Annotated in this window: 12 protein-coding genes and 1 pseudogene; 8 read left to right on the forward strand and 5 right to left on the reverse strand. The window is 63.3% G+C overall.

Translation table 11 applies throughout. The annotated features are described in order from the left end of the window. Position 1 precedes the first annotated feature (1 nt). The 4 genes and pseudogenes from HX807_RS00765 to HX807_RS00775 all read right to left on the reverse strand — a co-directional run bounded on the left by HX807_RS00765 (position 2) and on the right by HX807_RS00775 (position 2,887). Complete coding sequence (locus HX807_RS00765) at positions 2-1,141, reverse strand: methyl-accepting chemotaxis protein (protein ID WP_371316438.1); 1,140 nt, start codon at positions 1,139-1,141, stop codon at positions 2-4. Between the two features lie 153 nt (positions 1,142-1,294). Then, positions 1,295-1,576 (reverse strand): annotated as a pseudogene (locus HX807_RS31880) (PAS domain-containing protein); the annotation flags it as partial. 107 nt (positions 1,577-1,683) lie between these two features. Then, on the reverse strand, positions 1,684-2,475 hold the full coding sequence (locus HX807_RS00770; RefSeq protein WP_008434195.1) for a transporter substrate-binding domain-containing protein: 792 nt from the start codon (positions 2,473-2,475) through the stop codon (positions 1,684-1,686). Between the two features lie 169 nt (positions 2,476-2,644). Then, positions 2,645-2,887 carry a hypothetical protein gene (locus HX807_RS00775; RefSeq protein ID WP_003216247.1) on the reverse strand — a complete coding sequence of 81 codons (243 nt, stop codon included), beginning with the start codon at positions 2,885-2,887 and terminating at the stop codon, positions 2,645-2,647. A gap of 214 nt (positions 2,888-3,101) precedes the next feature. Between HX807_RS00775 and HX807_RS00780 the strand changes: the two genes are divergently transcribed. From HX807_RS00780 to HX807_RS00795, 4 genes are read left to right on the forward strand one after another with little or no spacing between them, the layout of a single operon-like run. Next, positions 3,102-4,268, forward strand: a complete 1,167-nt coding sequence (locus HX807_RS00780) for an efflux RND transporter periplasmic adaptor subunit (RefSeq protein ID WP_003216249.1) — start codon at positions 3,102-3,104, stop codon at positions 4,266-4,268. Beyond that, positions 4,265-7,360: a multidrug efflux RND transporter permease subunit gene (locus HX807_RS00785; RefSeq protein ID WP_177049044.1), complete on the forward strand. Its 3,096-nt coding sequence runs from the start codon at positions 4,265-4,267 to the stop codon at positions 7,358-7,360. The genes HX807_RS00780 and HX807_RS00785 overlap by 4 nt, the downstream gene beginning before the upstream one ends. Before the next feature lie 31 nt (positions 7,361-7,391). After that, positions 7,392-8,069, forward strand: a complete 678-nt coding sequence (locus HX807_RS00790; RefSeq protein WP_003216255.1) for a heavy metal response regulator transcription factor — start codon at positions 7,392-7,394, stop codon at positions 8,067-8,069. Next, positions 8,059-9,423 carry a heavy metal sensor histidine kinase gene (locus HX807_RS00795; RefSeq protein WP_003216256.1) on the forward strand — a complete coding sequence of 455 codons (1,365 nt, stop codon included), beginning with the start codon at positions 8,059-8,061 and terminating at the stop codon, positions 9,421-9,423. The genes HX807_RS00790 and HX807_RS00795 overlap by 11 nt, the downstream gene beginning before the upstream one ends. Positions 9,424-9,436: 13 nt before the next feature. On the opposite strand, the gene HX807_RS00800 is transcribed toward HX807_RS00795, so the two are convergent. Beyond that, positions 9,437-10,405 (reverse strand): LysR family transcriptional regulator, encoded by a 969-nt coding sequence (locus HX807_RS00800; protein ID WP_003216257.1) that lies wholly within the window; start codon positions 10,403-10,405, stop codon positions 9,437-9,439. Between the two features lie 182 nt (positions 10,406-10,587). On the opposite strand from HX807_RS00800, the gene HX807_RS00805 reads away from it, so the two are divergent. Genes HX807_RS00805 through HX807_RS00820 form a run of 4 tightly spaced genes read left to right on the forward strand, consistent with a single transcriptional unit; the run spans position 10,588 to position 15,354 of the window. Next, entirely contained in the window at positions 10,588-12,099 is a 1,512-nt protein-coding gene (locus HX807_RS00805) for an efflux transporter outer membrane subunit (RefSeq protein WP_177049045.1), read from the forward strand. Positions 12,100-12,109: 10 nt separating this feature from the next. Then, positions 12,110-14,293, forward strand: coding sequence for an FUSC family protein (locus HX807_RS00810; RefSeq protein WP_177049046.1), 2,184 nt, complete (start codon positions 12,110-12,112; stop codon positions 14,291-14,293). After that, positions 14,283-14,483 carry a DUF1656 domain-containing protein gene (locus tag HX807_RS00815; RefSeq protein WP_003216262.1) on the forward strand — a complete coding sequence of 67 codons (201 nt, stop codon included), beginning with the start codon at positions 14,283-14,285 and terminating at the stop codon, positions 14,481-14,483. Before HX807_RS00810 ends, HX807_RS00815 begins: the two co-directional genes overlap by 11 nt. A gap of 10 nt (positions 14,484-14,493) precedes the next feature. Continuing rightward, complete coding sequence (locus tag HX807_RS00820; protein WP_177049047.1) at positions 14,494-15,354, forward strand: HlyD family secretion protein; 861 nt, start codon at positions 14,494-14,496, stop codon at positions 15,352-15,354. Positions 15,355-15,360 lie beyond the last annotated feature (6 nt).

Genomic DNA, 15,360 nt, shown 5'->3' on the forward strand with positions numbered 1-15,360 from the left:
GCTAGCGCCGCTTGCCCCAGAATTCCTCCGCCAACCGCCGCAAGTCATCCGCCAGCCCCGCCACGTCCCCTGAGCTGAGCTGGCTCTGCTGGCCAGCGCTGACCGTCACTTCCCCGGCATTGCGAATGCCGATGATGTTGCGATTGATGTCTTCGCTCACCGCACTCTGTTCTTCCACCGCCGCCGCGATCTGCTGGCTCATGGCGGTAATTCGGGTCACTCGCTGGCTGATCCCATCCAGTGCGGCAGCGGCGCGCTGGGCCTGATCGACGCTGGCCTCCACATGCTGGCTGCTTTGCGCCATCGCCTGCACCGCATCCCGGGCGCCGCCTTGCAGGGTGCTGATCATGCGCTGGATCTCATTGGTCGAATCCTGCGTACGCTGGGCCAGGCCTCGTACCTCATCGGCCACCACAGCAAACCCGCGTCCTTGCTCCCCGGCCCGCGCCGCTTCGATGGCGGCATTCAGCGCCAGCAGGTTGGTCTGTTCGGCAATCGCCCGGATCACTTCCAGCACCCCGGAAATATCGCCGCTGTGGCTTTCCAGTTGATGGATCACTGCGGTGGCCCGCGCCAGTTCCTCGGACAAACGCAGCACCGCGTCGCGGCTTTCATCCACTCGTTGATGGCCCTCGCGGGTTTCGCTGCCGGCCTGGTCTGCGGCCCTGGACGCCTGCAACGCGTGCTCGGCGACTTGCGCCACGCTGGCGGCCATTTGATTGATCGCGGCGGCGACCTGATCCGTCTGGGTCTGTTGGCCGAGGCTGCTGGTGTGGCTGCTGTCCAGTTGTTGCACCAGCGCCGCGGCATGGCCGGACAGACGTTGCGATGCATCGCCAATCCGGCCGACCACCGCGCCCACCTGGGCCTCCAGCATCTGCATGGCAAACTCGATACGCCCGAACTCGTCCTTGCGCCCGGTGTAGATCGCCTGGCTCAGCGGGTTATCGGCAATCAGCCGTGCCCGCTGGTTCAACTGTGCCAGGGGCCGTAACAAGCCATGCACACCCGCTACCCCCGCGGCGCAGGCCGCCGTTCCCGCCAGCAGTTGCCAGGTCAGCGGATAAGTCGCCAGCCCAAGGCCCAATGCCCAGGTTGTGGCGCAAGCCCCCAGGACCCATGCCGACAGCTTGAAGGTCATGCCCACCACGGGCCGTGCTCGCCGAGTGCCGGCACGCAAGCGGGCATAGGCCCGTTCGGCCCGATGCACCCGCCGTGCATCGGGCTTGGTGCGCACCGATTGATACTCCACCGTCACGCCGTCCCGGGTGACCGGCGTGGCATAGGCACTGACCCAATAGTGATCGCCGTTCTTGCAGCGATTTTTCACCATACCCATCCACGAGCGACCGCTTTTCAATACCTGCCACATGTGCGCAAACGCCGCGGCCGGCATGTCCGGGTGACGCAGCAGGTTGTGCGGCGTGCCCAGCAACTCCTCGCGGGTGTAGCCGCTGATATCGATGAAGTCCTGGTTGGCGTAGGTAATTGCGCTGGTCAGGTCGGTGGTCGAGAGGATATTGGCGTCGGGGGCAAAATCCACATTTCGACCGGTGACCGGCAGATTGATCTTCATGAAAAAGCGCGCTCGTGATTGTTGGAGGAGTCGGCAGGGCGTCGACTCTAAGCGCACCGGTTGGGCAAATACTGATCCAGCTCATGTTCCGCGCAATTAATTGGCCATTACGGTCTGGAGAGCGGCGCGTCCAGGCGGTAGGGCTCGATGATGCGTTGGTATTCGCCGCTCTGCTTCAGTTGCTCGAGGGCGTGATTGAGGGCGCTGCGCAAGGCGGTGTCGGGCTTGCGCAGTGCGATCGCCACGCCGTTACCCAGCAGTTCGGTGGAGACGTGAGGGCCGAGGAAGTCGAAAACCTGACCATCAGCGGTGTCGAGCAGCGCCTCACGGATTTCCACGGTGCCTTGCAATGTTGCATCGATGTCGCCTGCCAGCAGGCTGCGGATCAACTCGTCATTGCGCCAGAATGCCTTGACGATGACCCCCTTGGGCGCCCACTTCGACAGGGCGAAGGCTTCGCGGTTGCTGCCCACCAGAACGCCCACGCGCTTGCCCTTCAGTGACCGTGGGGTCGGCTTCAACCCCGATGTCTTGCGGGCCACCAGGCGCGTGGTGATCGGATAAAGGTTATCGGTGAAATTCACCCGCTGGCGCCGTTTCAGTGTAGGGGCCATGCCCATGATCGCGTCGAATTGCCTGGCTTCAAGGGCGGGGAAGTTTTCCACAAGGACCTGGTCGACCCAGGTACACCGCACATTGAGCTGTATGCATAAGGCATTGCCCAGCTCGATGTTCAGCCCTGCAAGCTGGCCATGTTGATTGCGGCTTTGGAAGGGTGGAAATTGCGCAGCAACGGCGAAACGAATTTCATGCCGTGGTTGACCGCTGGCCGCAGTGGTGGAGAAAACGCTGGCCATCAGCGACAACAACAGCACGACACAGGTGCGTATCAGAACCACAGGGGACGTCCTTTTCCAGAAAACCAGCTTTACCACGTCCAGCCCCGAGCGAAAGAGTCGGGGCAAGCGGGTGTCATGCAAGCTTTCAAGAATTGGCCGCAGGCCTACAAGGCGAAACGTCAGTAACTGTTGTAGGCATAAATCTCCATTACGGAGGATTTATTACCGGTCAGCGCTTGCCCATCGAGCGACGGGTGCCGGGAGGCGCCATGCCCGGGCTCTTGGTGTGGCCGTTCTTGGCGCCGTTTTTGTACCACGGCTGGCTGGCGTTTTTCGCCCCGGCCAGTTCGCCCGGCTTGAACGGAAACTTGAACGCCGGGATCTCGGCCTTGGTTTCGCCTTCGACGCTGTCAGGGTTGGCCTGTTGGTCGATGTCGACCGCTTCAACAGCGGGTTGTGTCGGGGAATTCATGGAAGCTCCGGGGAGTACTGAAAATGACGCGGGCCCGACTTGCAGGCCACACCGCCGCGCAGTATACCTGCGCGCCTCGGATCTTTAACCACTGCTCGTACGAATGGTCGGACTTTACTGACGGCGCTGTCAGTTAGCAGTCACTTTGCTGACCCGGTTGGCGGGCTATAAAGAGCCTTCATTCTTCCGATCCTTTGCCCTGGCGCCTCACCCCATGCACATTCAACGAAAACCTGCCTTGATCGTGGGCGTCCTTGTGGTACTGGCCGTGGTTGCCTGGGTGGTGACCCGCCCGGCCAAGACCAAACTGACCGCATCGTCGGCGATCCCGGTGCGGGTGATCAGCGTCAAACAGCAGGACATCCCGCGGTTTGTCAGCGGCATCGGCTCGGTGCTGTCGTTGCACAGTGTGGTGATTCGCCCGCAGATCGACGGCATCCTTACCAAATTGCTGGTCAAGGAAGGTCAACTGGTGAAGGCCGGCGACCTGCTGGCGACCATTGATGACCGCTCGATCCGCGCCAGCCTGGACCAGGCCAAGGCGCAACTCGGGGAAAGCCAGGCGCAACTGCAAGTCGCGCTGGTCAACCTCAAGCGCTACAAGGAACTGAGCATCGACGACGGCGTGTCCAAGCAGACCTATGACCAGCAACAAGCCCTGGTCAACCAGCTCAAGGCCACGGCCCAAGGCAACCAGGCCGCGATTGATTCGGCCCAGGTGCAGCTTTCGTACACCCAGATTCGCTCGCCGGTTACCGGTCGCGTCGGGATTCGCACAGTGGATGAAGGCAACTTCCTGCGCATGAGCGACACCCAGGGCCTGTTCTCCGTGACCCAGATCGACCCCATTGCCGTCGAGTTCTCCCTGCCGCAACAGATGCTGCCGACCCTGCAAGGCCTGATCGCCGCGCAACTGCCCGCCGACGTCAACGCCTACATGGGCGCCGACACCGACGGCCAGACCGGCGACCTGCTGGGGGAGGGCCGCCTGAGCCTGATCGACAACCAGATCAGCGGCACCACCGGCACCATCCGCGCCAAGGCCGAGTTCAGCAACGGCGCACAGAAACTCTGGCCGGGGCAGTTGGTGACGATCCGCATCCAGACCGCCCTGCACAAGAATGCCCTGGTGGTGCCGCCTACCGTGGTGCAACGCGGCCTGGATTCGCACTTCGTGTACCGGCTCAAGGGTGACAAGGTTGAGGTGGTGCCGGTGCAGGTGCTGTACCAGAACAGCGACATGAACATCCTCCAGGGTGTGCAGGCCGGCGATGTGCTGGTCAGCGACGGCCAGTCACGGCTCAAGGCGGGCGCCCAGGTCGATGTGCTCAAGGAGCCGCCGCAGGTGATCCAGACCGTTGATGCCAAGGTGCAGCCATGAGTGGCAGTCGTTCGCCGTCGGCCTGGTGCGTCGACCACCCGGTCGCCACCTTGCTGCTGACCTTCGCTTTGGTATTGCTCGGGATGATTGCCTTTCCACGCCTGGCCATCGCCCCACTGCCGGAAGCGGAATTTCCGACGATCCAGGTCAGCGCCACGCTGCCCGGCGCCAGCCCGGACACCATGGCCTCATCCGTGGCAACGCCGCTGGAGGTGCAATTCAGCGCCATCCCCGGCATGACCCAGATGACCTCCAGCAGTGCCTTGGGCTCCAGCCTGCTGACCCTGCAATTCACCCTCACCAAGAGCATCGACACCGCCGCCCAGGAAGTGCAGGCGGCGATCAACACCGCGTCCGGCAAACTGCCCAGCGACATGCCGAGCCTGCCGACCTGGAAGAAGGTCAACCCGGCGGACAGCCCGGTGCTGATCCTCAGTGTCAGCTCCGACAGCATGCCCAGCACCGAACTGAGCGACTACGTGGAAACCCTGCTGGCCCGTCAGATCAGCCAGATCGACGGCGTAGGCCAGATCAACATTACCGGCCAGCAACGCCCGGCCATCCGGGTGCAGGCGTCGGCCGATAAACTCGCGGCCATCGGCCTGACCCTGGCGGACGTGCGCCTGGCGATCCAGCAATCGAGCCTGAACCTGGCCAAGGGCGCGATCTACGGCGAGAACAGCGTGTCGACCCTCTCGACCAACGACCAGTTGTTCCACCCCGAGGATTACGCCCAACTGATCGTGTCCTACAAGGACGGGGCACCTGTACAGCTGCGGGATATCGCCAAAGTCATCAACGGCTCGGAAAACGCCTACGTGCAGGCCTGGTCCGGCGACACCCCAGGGGTCAACCTGGTGATCTCCCGCCAGCCCGGCGCGAATATCGTCGAGACCGTGGACCGCATTCAAGCCGAACTGCCGCGCCTGCAAGCCATGCTGCCGGCCTCGGTGCAGGTCAGCGTGTTGACCGACCGCACCAAGACCATCCGCGCGTCCCTGCATGAAGTGGAAGTGACCCTGCTGATCGCCATCCTGCTGGTGGTGGCGGTGATGGCGCTGTTCCTGCGCCAGCTGTCGGCCACGTTGATCGTGTCCAGCGTGCTCGGCGTGTCGCTGGTAGCCAGTTTTGCCCTGATGTACCTGATGGGCTTCAGCCTGAACAACCTGACCCTGGTGGCGATCGTGATCGCCGTGGGGTTTGTGGTGGACGATGCGATCGTGGTGGTGGAGAACATTCACCGCCACCTGGAAGCGGGCCTCGACAAGCGCGAAGCCGCGATCAAGGGCGCGGGTGAAATCGGTTTTACCGTGGTCTCCATCAGCTTCTCGCTGGTGGCGGCGTTTATCCCGCTGCTGTTCATGGGCGGTGTCGTGGGGCGGTTGTTCAAGGAGTTTGCACTGACAGCCACCTCGACCATCCTGATTTCGGTGGTGGTCTCGCTGACCCTGGCGCCGACCCTGGCCGCATTGTTCATGCGCGCACCAACCCATCATGCCCACGACAAACCCGGTTTCAGCGAACGCCTGCTGGCCGGCTATGCGCGCAATCTGCGCCGCGCCCTGGCCCATCAACGCACCATGGCCGCGATCTTCATGGTGACCCTGGCCCTGGCCGTGGTCGGCTACGTGTTTATCCCCAAGGGTTTCTTTCCGGTACAAGACACCGGCTTCGTCCTCGGCACCAGCGAAGCGGCGGCCGACGTGTCGTTCCCGGACATGGTCGCCAAGCACAAGGCAATCGCCGAGATCGTCAAGGATGACCCGGCGGTGGAAGCGTTCTCCCATTCGGTGGGTGTGACCGGCAGCAACCAGACCATCGCCAACGGCCGGTTCTGGATTGCCTTGAAAGATCGCGGGGATCGCGACGTGTCGGCCAGCCAGTTTATCGACCGGATCCGCCCGAAACTGGCGAAAGTGCCGGGCATCGTCCTGTACCTGCGGGCCGGCCAGGACATCAACTTGAGCTCCGGCCCCAGTCGCGCCCAGTACCAGTACGTGCTCAAGAGCAATGACGGCCCGACCCTGAATACCTGGACCCAGCGCCTCACCGAAAAACTGCGGGCCAACCCGGCGCTCCGCGACCTGTCCAACGACTTGCAGCTGGGCGGCAGCATCACCCACATCAGCATCGACCGTCAGGCCGCCGCGCGGTTTGGCCTCACCGCCACCGATGTGGACCAGGCACTGTACGACGCCTTCGGCCAGCGCCAGATCAACGAATTCCAGACCGAGATCAACCAGTACCAGGTGGTGCTGGAACTGGACACCCAGCAACGCGGCAAGGCCGAAAGCCTGAACTACTTCTACCTGCGCTCGCCGCTGACCAACGAGATGGTGCCGCTGTCGGCGGTGGCCAAGGTCGACCCGCCTACCGTAGGGCCATTGTCCATCAGCCATGACGGCATGTTCCCGGCGGCCAACCTATCGTTCAACCTGGCACCCGGCGTCGCGTTGGGCGATGCGGTGATCCTGCTCAACCAGGCGAAGAATGAAATCGGCATGCCGACTACCATCATCGGCAACTTCCAGGGCGCGGCCCAGGCGTTCCAGAGTTCATTGGCCAGCCAGCCCTGGCTGATCCTCGCGGCACTGGTGGCGGTTTACATTATCCTGGGTGTGCTGTACGAGAGCTTCGTGCACCCGCTGACGATCATCTCCACCTTGCCGTCGGCGGGGTTGGGGGCGCTGATCATGTTGTCACTGATGGGCCAGGACTTTTCGATCATGGCGTTGATCGGCCTGGTGCTGCTGATCGGGATCGTGAAGAAGAACGGTATCCTGATGATCGACTTCGCCCTGGACGCCCAGCGCGTACGCGGCCTGCCGCCCGAGGAAGCGATTTATGAGGCGTGTGTCACGCGGTTCCGGCCGATCATCATGACCACCCTGGCCGCCCTGCTGGGTGCGGTGCCGCTGATGCTGGGCTCCGGCCCCGGCGCGGAAATGCGCCAGCCGCTGGGTATCGCGGTGGTGGGCGGGTTGCTGGTGAGCCAGGCGCTGACGCTGTTCACCACACCGGTCATATACTTGTACCTCGAGAAGTTTTTCCACAGACCCAAACCAGCTCCCCAGCTGGCAATCACACACTGAGGCTGAGGCCCCGTCCTGGAACAAAAGGCTCATGCGTGTACTGATTATTGAAGACGAAGAAAAAACCGCCGACTACCTGCACCGCGGCCTGACGGAGCAAGGCTATACCGTCGACGTCGCCCGTGAAGGCGTCGAAGGGTTGCACCTGGCCCTGGAGAACGATTACGCGGTCATCGTGCTCGACGTGATGCTGCCCGGCCTGGATGGCTTTGGCGTATTGCGCGCGCTGCGGGCGCGCAAGCAGACGCCGGTGATCATGCTCACCGCCCGCGAGCGCGTGGAAGACCGTATTCGCGGCCTGCGCGAAGGCGCGGATGATTACCTCGGCAAGCCGTTCTCGTTCCTCGAACTGGTGGCGCGCCTGCAAGCCCTGACCCGTCGCAGTGGCGGGCATGAGCCGGTGCAGGTGACCATCGCCGACCTGTGGATCGACCTGATCAGCCGCAAGGCCAGTCGCAACGGCGTTCGCCTGGACCTGACCGCCAAGGAGTTCTCGCTGCTCAGCGTATTGGCCCGGCGCCAGGGTGAAATCCTGTCCAAGACCTCGATTGCGGAAATGGTCTGGGACATCAATTTCGACAGTGACGCCAATGTGGTGGAAGTAGCGATCAAACGCCTGCGGGCCAAGCTCGACGGGCCGTTCGAACAGAAACTGCTGCACACCATCCGTGGCATGGGTTACGTGCTGGAGAACCGCAGTGTCGGCTAACTCCATCGCCCTGCGCCTGAGCGGCATGTTCACCCTGGTGGCGCTGCTGATCTTCCTGTTGATCGGCGGCGCGCTGTACCAGCAGGTGGACAAAGGCCTGGGCCTGCTGCCCGGGGCCGAGCTGGATGCGCGCTACAGCGTGCTGGAGTCTTCGGTCAATCGCTTCGGTACGCCGGACCATTGGGCGAAGATCACCGCCAAGCTCAAGTTGTTGGGAGAGGAAGACAAGCGCATTCGCTTCTGGGTGGTGAGCAGCGACCCGACCTACGAATACGGCAACCCGGACGCGCAGATTCGCGCCTTTGCCGCCGGCCCGACCGGCAAGCGCGACTTGCGCCTGCCGGGCCATGCCTACCCGTTCAAAGTATTGGTCAGCCAGTTTCCAGCCAAGGAGCAGCGCCCGCCGCTGCGTTTCCTGATCGCGGTCGACACCGAGAACTTCCGCGCCACCCAGCATCAACTGCTGGTGGCGCTGATCGGCCTGGCGTTTGTCGGCGTGCTGCTGGCCTCGCTGCTGGGGTTCTGGGTGGCGCGCATCGGTCTCAAGCCGCTGATCAAGCTGTCGGACGAGGCGCAGAAACTTGCACCGCCGAAACTCTCCGGGCGCCTGCAATTGTCGCCATTGCCGCCGGAGCTGAAGCAGTTCGTCAACTCCTTCAACTCGACCCTCGACCGGGTAGAACAGGCCTATTCGCGCCTGGAGTCATTCAACGCCGATGTGGCCCATGAGCTGCGCTCGCCGCTGACCAACCTGATCGGCCAGACCCAGGTGGCGCTGACCCGTGGGCGTTCGGCCGAGCATTATTTCGAGGTGCTGCAATCGAACCTCGAAGAGCTGGAACGGCTGCGCTCGATCATCAATGACATGCTGTTCCTGGCCAGTGCAGACCAGGGCAGCAAGGCCACCAAGCTGATCACCAGTTCGCTGGCGGATGAAGTGGCGACCACCCTGGATTACCTGGACTTTATCCTCGAGGACGCCCAGGTGCAGGTGCGTGTGACCGGCGATGCCCAGGTGCAGATCGAGAAGGCGCACTTGCGCCGGGCGTTGATCAACCTGTTGAGCAATGCGGTGCAGCATACGGCGCCTGGCCAGGTGATCGAGGTGAAGATCGAAGTGCTGGAGGACCACGTGGCGATCGGGGTGACCAACCCGGGCGATGAGATTGCCAGCGAGCATCTGCCCCGGTTGTTCGAGCGGTTCTATCGGGTGGACGCGTCCCGCAGCAATAGTGGGGCGAATCACGGGTTGGGACTGGCGATCGTCAAGGCGATCGCGTTGATGCACGGCGGAGATGTGTTTGTGCGCAGCGAGGGCGGCGGCAACACCTTTGGCATTACGCTGCCGGTGTAGCGGCCGCCCCCCCTCAGTTACTCAGTCGTACCCCGCCCAAACTGCCACTTAGCTCATAGGCCGCCAGTTCCGCCTGATGCGCGGCCATGATTTCCGGCAGGGAACTGCGCAGGTATTCCACCCACGTCTTGATCTTCGCATCCAGGTATTGGCGCGACGGGTAGATGGCGTACAGGTTGAGCTCCTGGGAGCGGTAGTTGGGCATCACCCGCACCAGGGTGCCGTTGCGCAGCCCTTCAATCGCCGCATACACCGGCAACAGGCCAACGCCCATGCCGCTGGTGATCGCGGTCTTCATCGCATCCGCCGAGTTCACCAGGAACGGTGAGCTGTTGATCGCCACACTTTCCTGGCCTTCCGGGCCATTGAACGACCATTTATCCAGCTGAATCACCGGGCTGACCAGGCGCAGGCACGCGTGGTTGAGCAGGTCGCTGGGCCGTTGCGCGCAGCCGTTGGCCTTGACGTAGGCCGGCGAGGCACAGGCGATGCTGTAAGTTATCCCCAGGCGCTGCGAGACAAACCCCGAATCCGGCAACTCGCTGGCGAGCACGATGGACACGTCGTAACCCTCATCCAGCAGGTCCGGCACGCGGTTGGCCATGGTCAGGTCAAAGGTCACGTCCGGGTGGGTGCGGCGGTAGCGGGCAATCGCATCGATCACGAAGTGCTGGCCGATGCCGGTCATGGTGTGCACCTTCAACTGCCCGGCGGGGCGGGCGTGGGCGTCGCTGGCTTCGGCTTCCGCTTCCTCGACATACGCCAGGATCTGCTCGCAACGCAGCAAATAGCGCTTGCCGGCCTCGGTCAGGGCGATGCGGCGGGTGGTGCGGTTGAGCAAACGGGTTTGCAGATGGGCCTCAAGGTTGGAGACCGCGCGCGAGACGTTGGCCGTGGTGGTATCCAGTTGCACGGCGGCGGCGGTGAAGCTGCCGGCTTCGGCCACACAACTGAAGGCGCGCATGTTTTGCAAGGTGTCCATTAAGGTGCTCTCAGGGGAGATGGCAAATTGTGACACGAAGTTGCAGGATCCAGTGATCCCTACGAACGGATTATCGCCTGAACGGTAACAAAGATTCACAAGAATCCCACCTTATCGCCATCCGGCCCGCCCCTTAGAATTGCGCCACCTTCCCCGCAACACCCTCTCAGGAATTCGCAGCAGTGCCGCGTCGCATCAGCAGAGAGCTGAAGACTCTCAGTGTTTGGGCCTTATCGTTAGCAATCAGCGGCTGCATCGGAACCGGAGGAATTGCCCCTCAAGGCCAGTCACTCGTCGCCAATTCATTGGCCACCGACGAGGCGATCAAAAGCGCTGCCCAGGACGCCCACTGGCCCACCGCGCAATGGTGGCAAGCCTACGGCGACCCGCAACTCAACCACTGGATCGACCTCGCCGTGCAAGGCAGCCCGAGCATGGCCATGGCCGCTGCACGTGTGCGTGAAGCCCGGGCCATGGCCGGGATCGCCGAGTCGGCCGAGTCGTGGCAGATCAATGGTGATGCCACGCTCAAGCGCCATAACTGGCCGAGCGACCAATTCTACGGCCCGGGCGCGCTGGACAATTCCACCACCTGGGACAACAACGCGTCCCTGGGCTTGAGCTATGCCCTCGACCTCTGGGGCCGCGAAAGCAACGCCACCGAGCGCGCCGTGGACATGGCCCACATGAGCGCCGCCGAAGCGCGCCAGGCGCAGCTCGAATTGCAGAACAACGTGGTGCGCGCCTATATCCAGCTGTCGTTGCACTTCGCCCAGCGCGATATCGTGGCCGCCACCCTGGCCCAGCAACAACAGATTCTCGACCTTGCGCAAAAGCGTTTGAATGGCGGGATCGGCACCCACTTCGAAGTCAGCCAGGCTGAGACGCCGCTGCCGGAAACCCATCGCCAGCTGGACGCCCTGGATGAACAGATCGCCCTGAGTCGCAACCAGTTGGCCGCGCTGGCGGGCAAAGGGCCGGGGGCGGGCGCGCAGTTGCAGCGGCCCACCTTGTCCCTGGCCGCGCCGCTGAAACTGCCGTCGAGCTTGCCCGCCGAACTGCTCGGCCAGCGCCCGGACGTGGTCGCCAGCCGCTGGCAAGTGGCGGCCCAGGCCCGTGGCATTGATGTGGCCCACGCCGGTTTCTACCCCAACGTCGACCTGGTGGGCAGCCTCGGCTACGTCGCCACCGGCGGCGGAATGCTGAGTTTCCTGACCGGCAAGAAACTCAACTACACCGCCGGCCCGGCCATCAGCCTGCCGATCTTCGACGGTGGCCGCCTGCGCTCGCAACTGGGTGAAGCCAGCGCCGGCTACGACATCGCCGTCGCGCACTACAACCAGACCCTGGTCAACGCGCTCAAGGGCATCAGCGACCAGTTGATCCGCCGCGAGTCGATGGACAAGCAGCAAGCCTTCGCCGCCGAATCCGTGGCCTCGGCGCAGAAAACCTATGACATCGCGATGATCGCCTACCAGCGCGGCCTCACCGACTACCTCAACGTGCTGAATGCCCAGAGCCTGTTGTTCCGCCAGCAGCAGGTGCAGCAGCAGGTCCAGGCCGCACGCCTGAGTGCCCACGCCGAACTGGTGACCGCGTTGGGCGGTGGCCTCGGTGCCGGCAGCGATGTACCTCAGGACAGCCAGACTTTACCGAGCAAGACCCCGGCGGCCCTCGCCGTGTTTGATCACTGAGTAGGATGCGATGACTCCCTTGCCTGCACCGCTGCGCTGGTTGCACTCGCTTGAGTGGCGCCGTGGTTTCTTCGATTGGGCGCGCAGTGATGGCGTGACCTGGGTCTATATTTTCAAGGTGCTGATCGCGGCCTTCCTGACGCTGTGGCTGGCGATGCGCCTGGAATTGCCGCAACCGCGTACCGCGATGATCACGGTGTTTATTGTGATGCAGCCGCAAAGCGGCCAGGTGTTCGCCAAGAGTTTCTACCGCTTCCTGGGCACCCTGGCGGGCTCGGCGGTGATGGTGTTCCTGATCGCGTTGTTTGCGCAGAACACTGAACTGTTCCTCGGTTCGCTGGCGATCTGGGTCGGCATCTGCACTGCTGGCGCGACCCGCAATCGCAACTTTCGCGCCTACGGTTTTGTGCTGGCCGGCTACACCGCGGCGATGGTTGGCTTGCCGGCCCTGGCCCATCCCGACGGCGCGTTTATGGCGGCGGTGTGGCGAGTCCTGGAAATCTCGTTGGGGATTGTCTGCTCCACGCTGGTCAGCGCCGCGATCCTGCCGCAAACCTCCAGCGCTGCGATGCGCAACGCCCTGTACCAGCGCTTCGGTGTGTTCGCGCTGTTCGTCACCGACGGCCTGCGCGGTCGCAGCGAGCGCGAAGGCTTTGAACGCAGCAACGTGCGCTTTATCGCCGAAGCCGTGGGCCTGGAAGGGCTGCGCAGCATCACCGTGTTCGAAGACCCGCACATGCGTCGGCGCAATGGCCGGCTGACGCGCTTGAACAGCGAGTTCATGGGCATCACCACGCGCTTCAACGCCTTGCACCAATTGCTCGAGCGCCTGCGCAGCCAGGAGGCCGATCACGTGGTGGCTGCCATCAAGCCGGGCCTGCAAGACCTGGCGGAACTGCTCGACGGTTTTTCCGGCCGTGCGCTCACCAGCCCCGATGCGGCGCGCCTGGCCAATCAGTTGAACGCCTACAAGGAAGGCCTGCCCGCCAAGGTGCGCAGCCTGCGCACCCGCTTCCAGGAAAGCGCCCCCAGCGACGCCGAACTGTTGGACTTTCACACCGCCTATGAGCTGCTGTACCGCTTCGTCGACGACTTGCACAACTACGCCCAGACCCACGCATCCCTGGCGGATCACAGCCACGAGCGCGAACACTGGGACGAACCCTACACCCCCAAAACCAACTGGCTGGCCTGCGCCGCCTCGGGGATTCGCGCCTCGTTTATCCTGATCGTGCTCGGCAGTTACTGGGTGGCCACGGCCTGGCCCAGTGGCGCCACCATGACCCTGATCGCCGCGGCGACGGTGGGTTTGTCGGCCGCCACCCCCAACCCCAAGCGCATGGCCTTTCAAATGGCTTGCGGCACCTTGATCGGGGCGCTGGTGGGCTTTGTCGAAATGTTCTTCGTGTTCCCCTGGATCGACGGTTTCCCGTTGCTGTGCGTGATGCTCGCGCCGGTGATCATCTTCGGTTCATTCCTGGCTTCGCGCCCGCAGTACGCGGGAGTCGGCGTCGGGTTGCTGATCTTCTTCAGCACTGGCTCGGTGCCGGACAACCTCACGATCTACAACCCCTATACCTTCATCAACGACTACATCGCCATGGTCATCGGCATGCTGGTGTGTGCGGCGGCGGGCGCGATCATCCTGCCGCCCAACAGCCGCTGGTTGTGGCGTCGGCTGGAGCAGGACTTGCGCGAGCAAGTGGTGTTCGCCATCAGCGGTAAACTCAAGGGCCTGGCGTCGGGTTTCGAAAGCCGCACCCGCGACCTGCTGCACCAGGCCTACGGCTTTGCCGCCGGGCAACCCCAGGTGCAACGCAACCTGCTGCGCTGGATGTTCGTGGTGCTGGAAGTCGGCCACTCAATCATCGAATTGCGCAAGGAACAGGCGATCCTGCCGGTGCACCCGGCGTATGCCGAGTCCCAGCCGTGGCGCCAGGCGATCCGGGTGATGGGCCGCTCGCTGGTGCGGCTGTTCCTGCAACCCAGCGCCAGCAACCTGGAGCGCAGCCTGGTCGCCGTGGACCACGCCATCAGCCGGGTGCAGGCCACCGACGAACCCTTCGCCCCGCACTTCGACACCTCGGCCCTGCGCCGGGTGAAAAGCTACCTGCACTTTATCCGCACCTCATTGCTGGACCCGCAATCACCCCTGGCTGCCCTCAAGTCCGAAGGACCCGCCCATGCCTCGTGAAATCGCCTTCCACGGCGTCTACATGCCTACCATGACCCTGATGTTTCTGATCGCGGCGGGCCTGGCCTGGGCCCTTGACCGGTTTCTGGCCGGCTTTGACCTGTACCGTTTTTTCTGGCACCCGGCGCTGCTGCGCCTGAGCCTGTTCGCTTGCTTGTTCGGCGCCCTGGCGCTGACCGTCTACCGTTGAGAATGCCCCGATGAAAAAGTTTTTCAGCCTGCTCGCGACCTTGCTGGTACTGGCCCTGGCGATCTGGATTGGCCGCACGTTGTGGGTGCACTACATGGAAACTCCCTGGACCCGCGATGGCCGGGTGCGCGCCGACATCATCAACGTCGCCGCCGACGTCACCGGCGAAGTGGTCAACGTTCCGGTGCGTGACAACCAGTTGGTGAAAAAGGGCGACCTGCTGATGCAGATCGACCCCGAGCATTACCAGATTGCGGTCAAGCAGGCGCAATCCCTGGTGGCGTCCCGCAAGGCCACCTGGGAGATGCGCAGGGTCAACGCCCACCGCCGCGCCGACCTCGACGCCCTGGTGATCTCCAAGGAAAACCGCGACGACGCCAGTAACATCGCCGACTCGGCCCTGGCCGACTACCAACATGCCCTGGCCCAGCTTGAAGCGGCGCAACTGAACCTCAAGCGCACCCAGGTGGTGGCGGCGGTCGACGGCTACGTCACCAACCTCAACGTGCACCGTGGCGACTACGCGCGTATTGGCGAGGCGAAGATGGCGGTGGTGGATATGAACTCGTTCTGGGTGTACGGCTTCTTTGAAGAAACCAAGCTGCCCCACGTCAAAGTCGGGGACAAGGCCGACATGCAGTTGATGAGCGGCGAAACCCTCAAGGGCCACGTGGAAAGCATTTCGCGCGGCATCTACGACCGGGACAACCCGGAGAGCCGCGAGTTGATCGCCGATGTGAACCCGACGTTCAACTGGGTGCGCCTGGCCCAGCGGGTGCCGGTGCGGATTCATATCGATGAAGTGCCGGAAGGTGTGCTGTTGGCGGCGGGGATCACCTGCACCGTGATCGTCAACCAAACACAGAACTGAATGTGG

It is taken from the genome of Pseudomonas sp. D8002 (genome assembly GCF_013385695.1).
Classification (GTDB): Bacteria; Pseudomonadota; Gammaproteobacteria; order Pseudomonadales; family Pseudomonadaceae; genus Aquipseudomonas.